The 15,324-nt window shown below is 74.5% G+C and carries 15 protein-coding genes and 1 riboswitch; of the genes, 2 read left to right on the top strand and 13 right to left on the bottom strand.

Going from position 1 to position 15,324, the window contains the following annotated elements; all coding sequences use genetic code 11:
* Positions 1-34: 34 nt before the first annotated feature.
* The 7 genes from thiC to thiE form a co-directional block, all read right to left on the bottom strand.
* Complete coding sequence (gene thiC / locus GA0070608_RS13605; protein ID WP_091627787.1) at positions 35-1,627, bottom strand: phosphomethylpyrimidine synthase ThiC; 1,593 nt, start codon at positions 1,625-1,627, stop codon at positions 35-37.
* A gap of 17 nt (positions 1,628-1,644) precedes the next feature.
* On the bottom strand, positions 1,645-2,433 hold the full coding sequence (gene thiD, locus GA0070608_RS13600; RefSeq protein WP_091627785.1) for a bifunctional hydroxymethylpyrimidine kinase/phosphomethylpyrimidine kinase: 789 nt from the start codon (positions 2,431-2,433) through the stop codon (positions 1,645-1,647).
* A complete protein-coding gene (locus GA0070608_RS13595) occupies positions 2,430-3,173 on the bottom strand; it encodes a thiamine phosphate synthase (protein WP_091635028.1) in 744 nt (247 codons plus the stop codon). The genes thiD and GA0070608_RS13595 overlap by 4 nt, the downstream gene beginning before the upstream one ends.
* A gap of 113 nt (positions 3,174-3,286) precedes the next feature.
* A complete protein-coding gene (locus GA0070608_RS13590) occupies positions 3,287-4,057 on the bottom strand; it encodes a thiazole synthase (RefSeq protein WP_091635024.1) in 771 nt (256 codons plus the stop codon).
* Between the two features lie 4 nt (positions 4,058-4,061).
* Positions 4,062-4,262: a sulfur carrier protein ThiS gene (thiS, locus tag GA0070608_RS13585; RefSeq protein WP_091627782.1), complete on the bottom strand. Its 201-nt coding sequence runs from the start codon at positions 4,260-4,262 to the stop codon at positions 4,062-4,064.
* Positions 4,253-5,386: a glycine oxidase ThiO gene (gene thiO / locus GA0070608_RS13580; protein ID WP_091627780.1), complete on the bottom strand. Its 1,134-nt coding sequence runs from the start codon at positions 5,384-5,386 to the stop codon at positions 4,253-4,255. Before thiO ends, thiS begins: the two co-directional genes overlap by 10 nt.
* On the bottom strand, positions 5,380-6,006 hold the full coding sequence (gene thiE / locus GA0070608_RS13575; RefSeq protein ID WP_091627778.1) for a thiamine phosphate synthase: 627 nt from the start codon (positions 6,004-6,006) through the stop codon (positions 5,380-5,382). The genes thiO and thiE overlap by 7 nt, the downstream gene beginning before the upstream one ends.
* Positions 6,001-6,110: riboswitch (TPP riboswitch) on the bottom strand. It overlaps the preceding gene by 6 nt.
* A 163-nt stretch (positions 6,111-6,273) precedes the next feature.
* On the opposite strand from thiE, the gene GA0070608_RS13570 reads away from it, so the two are divergent.
* Positions 6,274-7,206 carry a DUF559 domain-containing protein gene (locus GA0070608_RS13570; RefSeq protein WP_091627776.1) on the top strand — a complete coding sequence of 311 codons (933 nt, stop codon included), beginning with the start codon at positions 6,274-6,276 and terminating at the stop codon, positions 7,204-7,206.
* A 417-nt stretch (positions 7,207-7,623) separates the two neighbouring features.
* Here the strand turns inward: GA0070608_RS13570 and GA0070608_RS13565 are convergent, their stop codons facing one another.
* From GA0070608_RS13565 to GA0070608_RS13550, 4 genes are all read right to left on the bottom strand, one after another.
* Entirely contained in the window at positions 7,624-8,586 is a 963-nt protein-coding gene (locus GA0070608_RS13565) for an aldo/keto reductase (protein WP_176733718.1), read from the bottom strand.
* 92 nt (positions 8,587-8,678) lie between these two features.
* Positions 8,679-9,476 carry a nucleotidyltransferase domain-containing protein gene (locus tag GA0070608_RS13560; RefSeq protein WP_091627771.1) on the bottom strand — a complete coding sequence of 266 codons (798 nt, stop codon included), beginning with the start codon at positions 9,474-9,476 and terminating at the stop codon, positions 8,679-8,681.
* Entirely contained in the window at positions 9,473-11,152 is a 1,680-nt protein-coding gene (locus GA0070608_RS13555) for an ABC-F family ATP-binding cassette domain-containing protein (RefSeq protein WP_091627769.1), read from the bottom strand. Before GA0070608_RS13555 ends, GA0070608_RS13560 begins: the two co-directional genes overlap by 4 nt.
* A gap of 41 nt (positions 11,153-11,193) precedes the next feature.
* Positions 11,194-11,799, bottom strand: coding sequence for a class I SAM-dependent methyltransferase (locus GA0070608_RS13550; RefSeq protein ID WP_091627766.1), 606 nt, complete (start codon positions 11,797-11,799; stop codon positions 11,194-11,196).
* A gap of 243 nt (positions 11,800-12,042) precedes the next feature.
* Between GA0070608_RS13550 and GA0070608_RS32010 the strand changes: the two genes are divergently transcribed.
* Positions 12,043-13,263, top strand: a complete 1,221-nt coding sequence (locus GA0070608_RS32010; RefSeq protein ID WP_141719463.1) for a hypothetical protein — start codon at positions 12,043-12,045, stop codon at positions 13,261-13,263.
* 70 nt (positions 13,264-13,333) lie between these two features.
* Here GA0070608_RS32010 and GA0070608_RS13535 read toward each other — a convergent pair whose 3' ends face one another.
* Together GA0070608_RS13535 and truA are read right to left on the bottom strand one after the other, a co-directional pair.
* The gene (locus GA0070608_RS13535; protein WP_245715782.1) at positions 13,334-14,386 is read right to left on the bottom strand and encodes a P1 family peptidase; all 1,053 of its coding nucleotides are present in this window, start codon (positions 14,384-14,386) and stop codon (positions 13,334-13,336) included.
* A gap of 87 nt (positions 14,387-14,473) precedes the next feature.
* Positions 14,474-15,304, bottom strand: coding sequence for a tRNA pseudouridine(38-40) synthase TruA (truA, locus tag GA0070608_RS13530; protein WP_091627760.1), 831 nt, complete (start codon positions 15,302-15,304; stop codon positions 14,474-14,476).
* Positions 15,305-15,324 lie beyond the last annotated feature (20 nt).

The following is a 15,324-nucleotide window of genomic DNA, read 5'->3' as shown; positions in this document are numbered from 1 at the left end:
CGTGCCCGTCGGCCCGGGTGGGCAGCCGCGCGGCTCAGGCGAGCGGCAGGTAGACCCGGCCGCCCGAGGAGAGGAACTCCTCCGACTTGTCCTTCATGCCGCGGGCCGCGTACTCCTTCAGCTCCTGGCTGATCCTCATGGAGCAGAACTTCGGCCCGCACATCGAGCAGAAGTGGGCGGTCTTCGCCGGCTCCGCCGGCAGCGTCGCGTCGTGGTACGACCGTGCGGTCTCAGGGTCCAACGAGAGGTTGAACTGGTCGGACCAGCGGAACTCGAACCGCGCCCTGGACAGCGCGTCGTCCCACGCCTGCGCGCCCGGATGCCCCTTGGCCAGGTCGGCCGCGTGCGCCGCGATCTTGTACGCGATCACGCCGGCCTTGACGTCGTCGCGGTCCGGCAGCCCCAGGTGTTCCTTCGGCGTCACGTAGCAGAGCATCGCGGTGCCGAACATGCCGATCATCGCGGCGCCGATCGCCGACGTGATGTGGTCGTACGCGGGGGCGATGTCCGTGGTCAACGGGCCGAGGGTGTAGAACGGCGCCTCGTGGCACCACTCCTGCTGGAGGTCCACGTTCTCCTTAATCTTGTGCATGGGAACGTGCCCCGGGCCCTCGATCATCACCTGGACGTCGTGCTCCCAGGCGACCTTCGTCAGCTCGCCGAGAGTACGCAGCTCCGCGAACTGCGCCTCATCGTTGGCGTCCGCGATCGAGCCGGGACGCAGCCCGTCGCCGAGCGAGAACGTCACGTCGTACCGCGCGAGCAGCGAGCACAGCTCGGCGAAGTTCGTGTAGAGGAAGTTCTCCTCGTGGTGCGCCAGGCACCAGGCCGCCATGATCGAACCGCCCCGCGACACGATCCCGGTGACCCGGTCCACGGCCAGCGGCACGTACGGCAGCAGCACCCCGGCGTGCACCGTCATGTAGTCGACGCCCTGCTCGGCCTGCTCGACGACGGTCTCCCGGAACACCTCCCAGCTCAGCTTCACCGGGTCACCGCCGACCTTCTCCAGCGCCTGGTAGATCGGCACGGTGCCGATCGGCACCGGCGAGTTCCGCACGATCGCCTCGCGGGTCTCGTGGATCCGCCTGCCGGTCGACAGGTCCATCACGGTGTCCGCGCCCCACCGGGTGGCCCAGGTCAGCTTCTCCACCTCCTCGGCGACCGACGAGGTGACCGCCGAGGTGCCGATGTTGGCGTTCACCTTCACCAGGAACGCCCTGCCGATGATCGCCGGCTCGCACTCCGGATGGTTGACGTTGAGCGGCAGCACGGCCCGCCCGGCGGCGATCTCGTCCCGGACGAACTCCGGCGCCATCCCCTCCCGGATCGCCACGAACTCCATTTCCGGCGTGACGACGCCGGCCCGCGCGTACGCGAGCTGGGTGGGACGTTTCCCGTCCACGCCCACGAGCGGGGTGCCCGCGCCCCGGGCCGGGACGACGTCGCCACGCTGGGCGATCCACGGTCCACGCAGTGCTGGCAGCCCGACCTCCGGATCGGAGCCGGGTCCGGAGGTGTCGTAGAGCCGGAGCGGCGGATTGTCACCGGTCAGCTCCACCTCGGCGAACGGCACCCGGACGTCCGGCCGGGACCCTTCCACGTACACCTTGCGACGTGCCTGCATGACAGCCTCCCTGATGATCAGGCGGACCAGCCGAAGTGGTCCAGCGGACCGCGTCCGGCGCCCAGCTCCCAGTCCCGTGCCCCGGTCAGCGCACGGAGGACGTACTCCTTGGCGGCGGCGACCGCCGTCGGCACGGGGTCGCCGAACGCCAGCCGGACGGCGACCGCCGCCGAGAACGAGCACCCGGTGCCGTGGTTGTGCCGGGTGTCGACCCGGGGTGCGCGGAGCAGGGTGGTGACGCCGCCGCCGTGCAGCACGTCGACCGCCTCGCCGTCCGCGTCCACGTCGCCGCCGGTCACCACCACGTGCTCCGGCCCGCCGGCCGCCAGCGCCTCGGCGGCGGCCACCATCTCCTCGACCGTGGTCACCGGGCGTCCGGTGATGGCCGCGGCCTCCGCGCAGTTCGGCGTCGCCACCCTGGCGTACGGCAGCAGCCGCTCGACGGCGGCGACCACGCCCAGCCGATGCCCGCTGGTGGCGACGAGCACCGGGTCGACGACGAGGTGCGGCAGTCGGCCGTCCTTCGCCACGGCGGCCACCGCGTCGGCGACCGCCGGGGTGCCGAGCACGCCCGTCTTGACGGCGCGGACGGTGAAGTCGACGAGCACGCTGTCGAGCTGCTCGGTGACGGTGCCGGGCGGCAGCGGCAGCACGGCGTCGACGCCTCTGGTGTTCTGCGCGGTCACCGCGGTGATCACGCTGGTGCCGTACGCGCCGAGGGCCGCGAAGACCTTCAGGTCGGCCTGGATGCCAGCTCCCGCGCCGGAGTCCGATCCGGCGATGGTGAGGACTGTTCTCGGCGTCACCGTGCGTTCTCCCTGATCGGCGTCGGGGGCTGCGGCCGACCGTGCCCACTCCGGGCGGTCAGGCTTGGTCCCTCCGTGGGCACGGTCGGCCGCAGCCCCGTCCCGGAGACCTCCGCGTGTTCGTGCGGGCTGCGCGGCTTCGGGGAGACCGCCGGCCGGAAGCTGGCGGTGAGCGTGGCGGCGACCTCGGTCGGGTCGGCGGCGCGCATGATCGCGCCGAGCACCGCCACGCCGACGGCTCCCGCCTCGACGCAGGCACCCACCTGGTCCGGGCTCTCCACTCCGCCGAGCGCGAGGACCGGCACCGGACTGTGCCGGATCAGCTCACTCAGCCCGTCCGGGCGCAGCGGCGGGCCGTAGCCGGGTTTGGTGCTGGTCGGGTAGACGGGCGAGAGGGTGGCGTAGTCCTCCGTGGTGAGCCTGGCCAGTTCGGCCCGGTCGTGGCAGGAGCGGCCGACCAGGGCGAGGCGCGGCGGCGGATACGGGCCGGCCGACGGCAGGTGGACGGCGTCGCCGCCGAGCGGGTCGGGGCCGGCGACGATCAGGGTGCCGCCCGCCTCGGCGAGGATCGCACGCAGGTCTGCGGCGAGGGCGGCGCGCTCGGCCCGGGGCAGGTCCCGCTCCCGCAGCACCACCCACCGCACTCCCCCGGCGACGGCCCCGGCGACGACGTCACCCAACGACCGCCGCGCCTGCCACCGGTCGGTCAACAGCACGACGCCGACCGGCCCACGCGAGATCTTGGTGAGATCCGGCCCCTCCGGGGGCCCTTTCCTACCAAGATCCACCGGGACCGGGGACGGGGACGGGGACGGGGACGGGGACGGGGACGGGGAGAAGGGGAGGGTGGGGGTCACAGGTCGGGTCTTCCCTCGTCGGGGGTGGAGGGGAGGGCGTGGAAGCGTCGGGCGATTCGACCCGCCCCGTACGCGAGCCGACCCGCCTCGACCGCGTACCGCATCGCGGTGGCCATCGCCACCGGGTCGGCGGCGCGGGTGACCGCGCTGGCCAGCAGCACCGCGTCGCAGCCCAGCTCCATGGCCAACGCGGCATCCGAGGCGGTGCCGATGCCGGCGTCCAGGATCACCGGCACGTCGACGCCCTGCCGGATCAGCCGGATGTGGTGCGGGTTCGACACGCCCAGGCCGGAGCCGATCGGCGCCCCGGCCGGCATCACCGCGGCGCAGCCGACGTCGGCCAGCCGGCGGGCCAGGACAGGGTCGTCCGACGTGTACGGCAGCACCACGAACCCGTCGCCGACGAGTTCCTCGGCGGCGCGCAGCAACTCCACCCCGTCGGGCAGCAGCGTGCGCTCGTCGCCGATCACCTCCAGCTTCACCCAGTCGGTGCCGAACGCCTCCCGGGCCAGCTGCGCCACCTTGACCGCCTCGCCCGCCGTGTAACAGCCGGCGGTGTTCGGCAGCAGCCTCACGCCGCAGCGGTCCAGCAGGTCCAGCAGCCCGCCGGCGGTGCCGGGGGCGGTGTCGATCCGGCGCAGTGCCAGGGTGACCAGCTCGGTCCCGGAGGCCCGGATCGCGTCCTCCAGCACCCGCAGGTTCGTCGCGCCGCCGGTGCCGAGGACCAGCCGGGACGTGAAGCTCACGCCACCCAGGTCGAGGCTCACCGCGTCACCCGCCCTGGGCGGCACTGAGCACCTCGACCCGGTCGCCGTCCCGCAGCACGGTCGCCGGCCAGCCGGTACGCGGCACCACCTCGCCGTTGACCGCGACGGCGAGGCCACGCCGCTGGTCGGTGACCGCGCGAACCAGGTCCGTCACGGTCGAACCGCCGGGCAGGCTGCGCCCGGCGCCGTTCACCGTCAGTTCCACGTGTGCTCCTCCTCGGGTACGGACGGTCCGGAACCGGACCGGGCGGCGGTGGCCGGGGTGAAACGGGCCGGGGTGAAGGGGGCGAGCAGGGGGTCCGCCGTGCCCGTGCTGATCAGGTCGGCGATCAGGTCGGCGGTGACCGGGGTGAGCACGATGCCGTGCCGGTGGTGCCCGGTCGCGGCGAGCACGCCGGGCCGGCCGGGCAGCGGGCCGAGGATCGGGGCGTTGTCGGGGGTGCCGGGGCGCAGGCCGGCGAGGGCCTCGACGAGGTCGTACTCGGCCAACTCGGGCAGCAGGTCGACGGCGGCGCGGAGCAGGCGCAGCACCGCCCCGGCGGAGACGTCGGTGTCGGTGCGCTCCTCGACGGTCGCGCCCACCACCACCTCCCCGTCGGAGCGGGGCACGAGGTAGACGTGCTCGCCGTCGGCGTACCCCCGGATGACGTGCCGGAAGCCCGGCGCACCGCCGCCGGGCGCGCGGAGCCGGACCAACTGCCCCTTCACGGGCCGCACCGGCAGCCCGGTCAGGGCTGCCGCGCCGCAGCCGGCCGCGACCACCGTGACCCCGGCCTCCACGTCGGACAGCCGGCGCACGGCGGCGGGCACCAGCGTGGCGCCGGCCCGTTCGGCGGCCGTGCGCAGCGCCGGCACCAGCCGCCGCGGGTCGACCTGGTGATCGGTGGCGGCGAGCGCGCCACCGCGCACCCGGGGGGCCAGCGCCGGCTCGCGGTCCCGCAGCGCCGACGGGCGCAGCGGCGTCACCGGCAGTCCGATCCGCTGCTGGTACGCCCACAGCCGGCGCGCCTCGGCCAGGTCGTCGGTGGTGAGCCCGACCATCAGGGTGCCCTCGGTCCGGTAGCCGACGTCCACGCCCGTGGCGGCGGTCAGCTCGGCGGCGAAGGCCGGCCAGCGGGCGGCGGAGGCGGTCAGCAGCCCGGTCAGCTCGTGCTCACCGAAGTACGCCTCGGCGACCGGGGCGAGCATCCCGGCGGCAACGTGGGACGCGCCGGAACCCGGAGCCGGGTCGTGCACGACGACCCGCAGTCCGCGCGTCGCGCAGCGCCAGGCGATCGCCAGCCCGACCGGTCCCGCCCCCACCACGGCGACGTCCGGTCGGCTCAGCACCCCAGCGCTCCCAGCAGTTCCGCCGTCGCCCGGGCCGGATCGGCCGCCCCGGAGACCGCCCCCACCACCGCCACCCCGTACGCCCCGGCGGCCACCAGCGCGGGCACCTTCGCGGCGGTCACCCCGCCGATCGCGACGACCGGCACGTCCACGGCGTCGGCGACGGCGCGTACCCCGGCCGGGCCGATCGGCGCCGGCAGTCCCGTCTTGGTGCTGGTGGCGTGGCATGGGCCCACACCCAGATAGCTGGCCCCGGCGGCGACCGCCTCGACGGCCGTCCCCGGATCGCGGGCGGTGGCGCCGAGTACGGCGGTCGCGCCGAGCACCCGGCGGGCGGCCCCGACCGGCAGGTCGTCCGCACCGACGTGCCCACCGGCGGCACCCACCGCCAACGCCACGTGCAGCCGGTCGTTCACCAGGCAGGTGGCGTCGTACCGGGCGCAGAGCGCCACGACCCGGCGGGCCAGGTCGTACGCCTCCCGGTCGGTGGCGTCGTCGGTCACCCGGACCTGCACGACCAGTTCCGCGCGGGCCACCGCAAGGGCGGCCCGCAGCACGGTGAGCGGATCCCGCCCGGGTCGGGTGTCGGTGATCAGATGCAGTCGCCCGAGGGACGGCACGGCAACACTCCTCCCTGCGCCGGCATTACCCGGATCAGGTTCGACGGTCGGGGGCTCAAAGCCCCCCTCTCAGCCCGGTGTACCGGGCTCCCGTGGGTCACTTGCGGGTTTCACCGTACGACGGATCGCCGGATCCGCCAAGGTCGGGACGCGGATTTCACACCGTCCGCCCGATCCGCCAAGGGCCCGGACACGGATTTCACACCGTCCGCCCGATCTCGACGGTCGGGGCGGCGGGTGTGCCTCCCGTCCCCCCATGCTGTCCGGATGCCCTTCGCCGCCCGGGTACCGCCCCGCCTGGCCTTCGTGCCGTTCCGGGCCAGCGCCGCGATCGCGGACGGCATCCTGACCCGCGCCATGCTGCGCGGTTCGGCCTGGCAACGCCTGCTGCCCGACGTGTACGTGCACCAGGACGCGCTGCTCGCACCGGACCATCGACTCTGGTGCGATGCGGTGGCCCTGCTCCTGCCCCCCGGTGCCGCGATCGCCGGACCGAGTGCCGCCTACCTGTGGGGCGTTGACCTGCTGGCCCGCGACGCGGCAGTCAGTGTCCTTCTTCCTCGCGCGGCGAGGCTGCGCCCGCACCCGCGGCTCTCCGTCACCCGCTCGCACCTACCAGAAGGCGATCTGACCGGCTTCGCCGGCCTACCGGTCACCACGCCACTGCGGACGGCGTTCGACCTCGGGCGACAGGCGCCGCGCGCCGAGGCTCTGGTGGCCGTCGACGCGCTGCTGCACCGCCGGATCGTCAGGCTGCCGGCCCTGCGGGCGTACGCCGATGCTCGTCGTCGTTGGCCCGGGCTGCCGCTGCTGCGGGAGGTGCTCGCGCTGGCCGAGCCCCTGAGTGAGTCTCCGATGGAGACCCGGTTGCGGCTGCTCCTGCTCGACGCCGGGCTGCCCCCGCCCACGCCGCAGCACGATGTGCTCGACGCCCGGGGACGGTTCGTCGGCCGGGTCGACCTGGCGTGGCCGGTCCTGCGCGTCGCGGTCGAGTACGACGGCGACCACCACCGGGAACGCGCCCACTTCCGACAGGACGTCGCCCGGCTGAACGCGCTCCGCGCGGCCGGCTGGATCGTCCTCCGTTTCACCGCCGACGACGTGCTCCGGCACCGGGACCGCACGGTACGCCTCGTCACCGCCGCCCTCCGCGAACGCGCCGACGAGCGGAACCTCAGGGCTCTCACTGACCCAAGGTGACAGCCCTGACATCCCGCCCCGCCGCACCCCCGCCGCACCCCCACCCCGCCCCCGCCGAGCCTCCGCTCCGGCAGGGTCACCCACCCCCGACCGCCACACGCCCGCCGAGCGCCCTCCTGTGCACGAGCGACGGCGACGGGTGGAACACCAGGTCTGTCTCCCGAGGTCGGAGAGGTACGTGGTGTTCCACCCATCGCCGCCAAGACGCACGGCAGGACGGGCAGCCCCGCCCGGCCCGGCCAGGGGCTGGGCGGGCGCGGGCGGGCGGGCGCGGGCGGGCGGGGACGGCCGGGCGCGGATGGCCGGGCGCGGATGGCCGGGCGCGGATGGCCGGGCGCGGATGGCCGGGCGCGGATGGCCGGGCGCGGATGGCCGGGCGCGGATGGCCGGGCGCGGATGGCCGGGCGTCGACGTGGCTCAGAGGATGGCGCGCAGGGCGTCCAGGTCCTCGTCGGTGGGCTGCCAGGTGCCCGCCCGTGCGTTGGAGCGCACCTGCTCGGGCGTGGTGGCGCCGGCGATCACCGAGGTCACCGCCGGTTGGGCGGCCAGTCCGCCGATCGCCACCTGGAGCATCGACAGCCCGCGCTCGGCGGCGTACGCCTCGATCGCCTCGATGGTGTCCCAGTCGGCGGCGGCGAGTCGCTGGGCGTACCGACCGCCGCCGGCGAGGCGGCTGCCGGCCGGCGGGGCCTCGGCCCGCTTGTACTTGCCGGTGAGCAGCCCGTTGGCCAGCGGGAAGAACGGCAGCAACCCGAGGCCGAACCGCTCGCACGCCAGCACCACCTCGGCCTCGACGCCGCGCTCCAGCAGGTTGTAGTGGTTCTGCGCGCTGATGAACCGGGACCGGCCGTTCGACGAGGCCACCCAGTCCGCGTCGGCGATCTGCCAGCCGGCGAAGTTGGAGTTGCCCAGGTAGCGCACCTTGCCGGCGCGGACGAGATCGTCGAGTGCGGCGAGCGTCTCGTCGATCGGGGTGCCCGGGTCGGGCTCGTGCATCTGATACAGGTCGATGTGGTCGGTGCCGAGCCGGCGCAGCGACGCCTCGACCGCCCGGGCGATGTAGCGGCGCGCGCCCCGGGCACCGAAGTCGGGGCCGTTCATGCCGTGCATGTCCATGCCGAACTTGGTGGTCACCACCACGTCGTCGCGCCGGCCCTTGAGCGCCTGGCCCAGCAGTTCCTCGGAGCCGCCCTGCGGCTCGCCATAGATGTCGGCGGTGTCGAAGAAGTTGATCCCGGCGTCCAGCGCGGCGTCGACCACCGCCCGGGTGCCGTCGAGGTCGAGCTTTCGGCCGAAGTTGTTGCAGCCAATGCCGACCACGGACACCACAAGCCCGGAGTCGCCCAACCGGCGATAGGTCATTTGAGTCACGAGATCCACCCTATGCCGCCCGGCCGGCGCCCGCCCCGGCTCCCGCCGCGCACCCCGTCAGTCGGGCACCGTGAGCCGAGCACCCGTCAGCCGGGCACCCGTCAGCCGGGCACGTCGGCGACGAGCCGACGGGCGGCGGTGAGCGTGTCGGCCAACTCCTCCGGCGTGTTCCCGACCGCGCCGAGCAACGCCTGCGCCCGCCGGGCGAAGTCGGGCGGCGCGCCCGGCAGCCGCCCGGCGGAGGCGATCATGCCCTTCTCGTTGACCAGCCACCGCCCGGCCCGGGCGTGCAGCACCTGGGCGAGTACGCCGACCACCCGGAACAGGCAGCCGGCAACGTACCCGCTGTCGCCGGCCACGACGGCCTTGGCCGCGCCGTCGAGCAGGAACCGGGCCTCCCACCCGCCGGCCGTCAGGGCCTCGGCCAGGGCCGGCGGGTACGCGCGGGTCTCCTCCCGCAGCGCGGTCAGCTCACCGCTCGGGTCGCCGAGCACGCGGCAGAGCGCCACCTCGCCGACGTAGGCGGACGAGTAGAAGCCGAGCGGGTGCCCGGCCTGCACGCCGACCTCGTACCGGCCGGCCCGGCAGTCGGCCCAGATCCGGTGCACCCGGTCGAGGTCACGGTAGATCCAGTCGACCGCCGCCCCGCCGACGCGCAGCCATCCGCCGCCGTCGACCCAGGGCCCCCAGCCGCCGGGCGGGGTCAACTCGACCTCCCCGTCGGCGACCGCCGCGGCGACGGCGCGCAGCCCCGGCACGTCCAGCTCGCCCCGGTAGTAGAGGCCGAGGTCCCAGTCGGAGTCGGGCCGGTGCTCGCCCCGGGCCCGGCTGCCGCCGAGCGCGACGGCGACGACCCCGCCGACAGCGCAGAGGCGGTCGGCCAGGTCGGCGGGGATCACCCCACGTCCCAGACCGGCTCGGGGGTCTCCACCACCTCGTTGTCGCCCCGGAAGAGCACGAACCGGTCGAAGGAGCGGGTGAACCAGCGGTCGTGGGTCACCGCCACCACGGTCCCCTCGAACGCGGTCAGCCCGGCCTCCAGCGCCTCCGCGGAGGCCAGGTCGAGGTTGTCGGTGGGCTCGTCGAGCAGCAGCAGCGTCGCGCCGGACAGTTCCAGCAGCAGCACCAGGAACCGCGCCTGCTGCCCGCCGGAGAGGGTGCCGAAGCGCTGGTCGCCCTGCCCTGCCAGCTCGTACCGGCTCAGCGCCGCCATCGCGGCGTGTCGGTCCATGCCGGCCCGGTGCTCGTCGCCCCGCCAGAGGGCCTCGACGAGGGTCTTCGCCATCAGCTCCGGCCGGTCGTGGGTCTGCGAGAAGTGTCCGGGGCGCACCCGCGCGCCGAGCCGGGCCACCCCGTCGTGCACCACCGGCGCAAGCGCGGCGGCGCCGTCGACCGGGCCGTTGGCCGGGTCGGGGTCGGTGCCGCCCCGGGCGAGCAGTCGCAGGAAGTGCGACTTGCCCGTGCCGTTGGCGCCGAGCACCGCGACCCGGTCGCCGTACCAGATCTCCAGGTCGAACGGGAAGGTCAGGCCGTCGAGCTCCAGCTGCTCGCAGACCACCGCGCGCTTGCCGGTCCGCCCGCCGGTCAGCCGCATCCGGATGTCCTGGTCCTTCGGCGGTACGGGCGGCGGCCCGACCTCCTCGAACTTACGCAGCCTGGTCTGCGCCGACTGGTACCGGGACGCCATGTCCGAGTTGTACGCGGCCTTCTGCTTGTACATCAGCATCAGCTCGCGCAGCTTCTGGTGCTCCTCGTCCCACCGTTTGCGCAGCTCGTCGAGGCGGGCGTGCCGGGCCACCCGCGCCTCGTGCCAGCTCGCGAAGCCGCCCGGGTGGACCCAGGCGCTGCCGCCCTCCACGGCGACCACCCGGTCGGCGGTGCGGGCGAGTAACTCCCGGTCGTGTGAGACGTAGAGCACCGACTTGGTCGACTCGCGCAGCCGCCCCTCCAGCCAGCGTTTGCCGGGCACGTCGAGGAAGTTGTCCGGCTCGTCGAGGAGCAGCACCTCGTCGGGGCCGCGCAGCAGCAGTTCGAGGGCGAAGCGCTTCTGCTGGCCGCCGGAGAGCGTCCGGACGGGCCGTTCCCTGGCGCTCTCCCAGGGCAGGCCGAGCACGATGGTGGCGACGGTGTCGAAGAGCACCTCGACGTCGTACCCGCCGACCTCGCCCCAGGCCGCGAGCGCGTCCGCGTACGCCAGCTGGGCCTTGCCGGCGGCGGTGCTGTACTTGCCGCGGACCTCGGCGGCACGCATCGCCCCCTCGGTCTCGACCAGCCGGCGGCCGGCGTCGCGCAGCGCCGGCGGGGCCAGCGACAGCGCCAGGTCGGCCAGCGTGGATTCGTCGCCGATCATTCCGATGAACTGGCGCATCACGCCCAGCCCGCCGGCCCGCGCGAGCGCGCCGGTCTTCACCGGCAGGTCGCCGGCGACCATCCGCAGCAGCGTCGTCTTGCCCGCGCCGTTCGGCCCGACCAGGGCCACCTTGGCGCCCTCCCCGACCCGGAACGACACGTCGGAGAAGAGCTCCCGGCCGTCGGGGAGGATGTATCCGACCGCTGCCACGTCCACGTATCCCACGTCGGCATCCTGCCCGAGCGCGGGCCGGGCGGCCCAATCATTTACCGGGTGACCCGCAGCACCCGGTAGCCCTTCTGGCTGGCGTGCCGGTCCACCTGCCAGCCCAACTCGACCAGCCAGCGCTGCAACGAGTCTCCACCGAGGTAGCGGGCCACCACCAGCCAGGCAACACCGTCCGGGGCGAGCCGGGGCAGCCACCGCAGCAGGAGTTGGTGCAGCTCGTCCTTGCCGACCCGGATCGGCGGGTTGGACCAGATCTGGGCGAAGGTCAGGTCGGCGGGTACGTCGTCCGGCGCGGCGACCCGCACCCGGTCGGCCGCGTCGACCCGCGCCGCGTTGGCCGCGGTGAGTTCCCGGGCCCGTTCGTTGACGTCGACGGCCCACACGGTCGCCGCGGGCGCCGAGGTGGCGAGCACACAGGTGATCGGCCCGAAGCCGCAGCCGAGGTCGAGCAGGGCGCCGGTGGTCCCGGCGGCCGGCAGTTCGGCCTTGCGCAGCAGCACCGCACTGCCGGCGTCGAGGCGGGCGGCGGAGAAGACGCCGGCGGAGGAGGCCAGGGTGTAGTCGCGGCCGGCGACGGAGAACTCGACCTCGCGCGGCTTGGCGGCGGTCGAAGGCTCGGCGGTGAAGTAGTGGTCCCCGGTCACGCCGGCAATTCTCGCACCGCCGCCCGGCACGGCGGCACGCGCCCGGCACGGCAGCCGCGCGTGTCCGGCACGACGGCGGCACGAGCTGGACCCGACGGTGTGGCGGGCCCCGGCGCGGCGGTGCGGCGGTGCGGAGGTGCGGCGGTGCGGAGGTGCGGCGCGCTCAGCACGACACGAAACCATCCCGCGCGCAATTTCCCATTATTCACACCTAAAGGGACAACGCCTCCTACTCTGGGCGGCATGGTGTATCGGTACGAGTCCGATGAGGACGCATTCATGGACCCGGAAACCGGGTCCGACCGGTCGGTGCTCGGTGCCGGTCCGCCTCCCCCGGCCGGCCCCTCCCCGTCCCGCTTCCCGACGCCGTCGCTGCCCCGGGCCAACCGGGTCGTGCTTCCCTCCGCCGCCCCGGAGCCGGTCCGCGCCGCGGCACAGGTGCCGCCACCGCCGTCCGCCCACCTGCGGCCGCCCGCCGAGGCGCAGTCGCCAGCCCAACCGCCACCGCCGGCCCAGCCGCCACCGCCGCCCCCGGTCCAGCCGCCCTCGCAAGCCGAGGCCCAGCCGCCACCGCCACCCCCGACCGAGGCGCAGTCGCAAGCCGAGCCACAGTCGCCGGCCCAGCCGGCACCGCCGTCGGCCGAGCTGCTGTCGCCGGCCGAGCCGCTGTCGGGCGGGCGGGCGCAGCGGGGCGGGGGCGGTCGGCTCTGGCAGGTCGTGGTCGGCGGCGCGGCCGTGCTCGTGCTGCTCGCGCTCTGCGGCCTCGGGGCCGCCGCCCTGCTGGCCGAGCGCAACAGGACCCCACAGGCAACCCCCACCACCCAACCCCAGGTTGGCGAGTCCGCCGAGGTCGAGGCGCAGCCCCTCGACTCCCGGGACACCGACCAGGCGCCGCTGACCGCCAAGGAACTCTTCCCCGGCAAGCAACTCGTCGTCACCGACGGGGAGCCCGCCTACCGGGTGCTGAAGACCCAGTCCAGCGCAAGCTGTGCGGTGGCGGCCACCGGTGAGGTCGCCGACCTGCTGGTCCGCCTCGGCTGTACCCAGGTGGTCCGCGCCACGCTGCGGACATCCGACGGCGCCCACCTCGTCACCACCGGGTTGTTCAACCTGACCGACCGGGCCAACGCCGAACGCGCCCGGGACCGGATCCGGCTGCTACTCGACGAGCGGGAGGGCCGGTTTCGGGGCATGGCGGCCGACGAGGACAGCGCCGCCATCGCCACCGCGCCGGCCCGCGTCGGCTGGCAGGTGCGGGGCCACTACCTCGCGTACGCGGTGGTCGCCCGCAACGACGGCGAGGCGATCAGGTCCGGCGACACGAAGGCCCGCGAGATCCTCTTCGACATGATCGAGCTACACCTCAACCGGGGGGTGCTGGAACGCCGGGCGGACGGCGGGACGGCCGGCCAGCCGACCGACGAGGGTCCGGGTGAGACCGGCACGCAGGGCGGGGGCGAGTGACCGGATCACGACGGGGAACGGGTGCGCGGGCCACGACCGCGCACCCGTCGCGTGTATCGTCGACGACCTCTCAGGTCCGGAGTTCGACCCGGTGCTCCCGCAGCAGGTCGAGCATCCGGTCGTGCGGGACCGCGTACTTGACGCGGCCCTTGACGCCGACGGTGGTGCGCGCCATGAACAGCGAGTTCAGCAGTGCCTCCTCCACGGCCTCCAGCACCGCCGCGAAGATCGGCTCCAGGTCGGACTCCGGCGCCGTCGGTGTCGCCGGGTCGGCCGTGGAGAACGCCAGGGCGTAGTCGCCGCTGCCGCCGGCGAAGTCCGAACCGACCCGCGCCATCGCGAAGATGGCCCGGCGGGCGACCCGGCCCAACTGCCGCGCGTCGAGACGGCCGTCCGTGGCGACCACGATGACGCAGGAGTTTCCCGGCTGCTCCGGCCGATCCGGAAACGAGAGGGTCGGCACGCCCACCTGCTCGGGCCGGACCGGCACTCCCGACACCTGTAGCACGCCCGAGAAGTTGGCCTGCACCAGCACACCGACGGTGACCGGGCCGCTGGATGTCGTGGCGAGCCGCGAGGACGTCCCGATACCGGCCTTGAAACCGAGGGCCGTCGTGCCGGTACCGGCCCCGACGGCGCCCTCCGCGGGCAGTCCGCCGCGAGCCTCCTCCAGCGCGCCGAGGACGTGCTCCGCCCGCACCGGCCGCGCCCGGATGTCGGACAGGAACCCGTCGTTGGTCTCCGCCACCACCGGGTTCAGCGACTCGGCCGCCTCCCGGCCCGGCTGCCGGAGCATGTACGTGACGAGCGCGTCCGCGGCCCGGAACGTCGACAGCGTCGCGGTCAGCACCACGGGAGTCTCGATCTCCCCCAACTCGGTCACCTGGGTCGAACCGACCATCTTGCCGTGCCCGTTGCCCACGAACAGCCCCGCCGGCAGCGACCGGCGGTCGGTCAACTGCTCCGGGACGATCGCCGTCACCCCGCTGCGGATGCTGTCACCGTAGACCAGCGTGGTGTGGCCGACCCGTACGCCGGACACGTCGGTGACGGCGTTCAAAGGTCCCGTGGGCATCGTCCCGACGACGATGCCGAGGTCCCGGCCACGGCGAGGTTCCTGCACGGCGTCCACTCCTTGACGTCGACGATGCTCTGGCGAGCGAGAGCCCGGCCCGAGGATCCGGCAGCCGGCGGCCAGAAGCAAGCCCGGTCAGCCCTCCACGGGTACGCGCAGCCGGCGGGTGGCCTCGGCTCGGCGGGCGTACTCGGCCGGATCTTCCGGGTAGCCGACGGCGACCAGGGTGAGCCCGTGCGCCGGTGCCACGGTGACCTCACTGGAACGCTCCCGGCCGGCCAGCAGGCTGCCCGGCCACTCGACCGGCCTGCGCCCGTCCCCGGCGACCAGCATCGCGCCGACCAGGCTGCGCACCATCGCCTGGCAGAACGCGTCGGCCTGCACGGTGGCCACGAGGATCCCGTCCGGGTCCCGCCGCCAGTCCAGCCGGGTCACCTCGCGCAGGGTGGTGGCGTTCTCCTTGCGCCGGCAGTACGCGGCGAAGTCGTGCTCCCCCACCAGCCCCGCCGCGGCGGCGTTCAACGCGGCCAGGTCCAGCGGCTTCGGCCAGGCCAGGATCTCGTGCCGACGCAGCGGTTCGGCGCCCCAGCGCGCGTCGGTGACCTGGTACTCGTAGCGGCGGAAGGTGGCCGAGAACCGGGCGTCGAAGTCCGCCGGCACCTCGGCCATCGCCCGCACCCGGACATCGGTGGGGAGCAGCCGGGCCAGCCGGCGCAGCAGCCGCCCCTCGTGCTCCCGCCACACGGCGGTCGGCAGGTCGACGTGGCAGACCTGCCCGGTGGCGTGCACCCCGGCGTCGGTGCGGCCCGCCACGGTCAGCCCCGTCGCCGTGCCCGCGCCGAGGACCAGGTCGAGGTTCTCCACGAGCACCCCGGCCACCGTGCGCCGGGTCGGCTGGGCGGCCCAGCCGGAGAAGTTCGACCCGTCGTACGCGACGTCCAGCCGCAGCCGGGTGCGCTCGTCCACTCGTACCTCCGCCTCACGGG

Origin of the sequence: Micromonospora peucetia, from assembly GCF_900091625.1 — a bacterium.
Classification (GTDB): Bacteria; Actinomycetota; Actinomycetes; order Mycobacteriales; family Micromonosporaceae; genus Micromonospora; species Micromonospora peucetia.
This window is presented reverse-complemented; position numbering and strand designations above follow the sequence as displayed.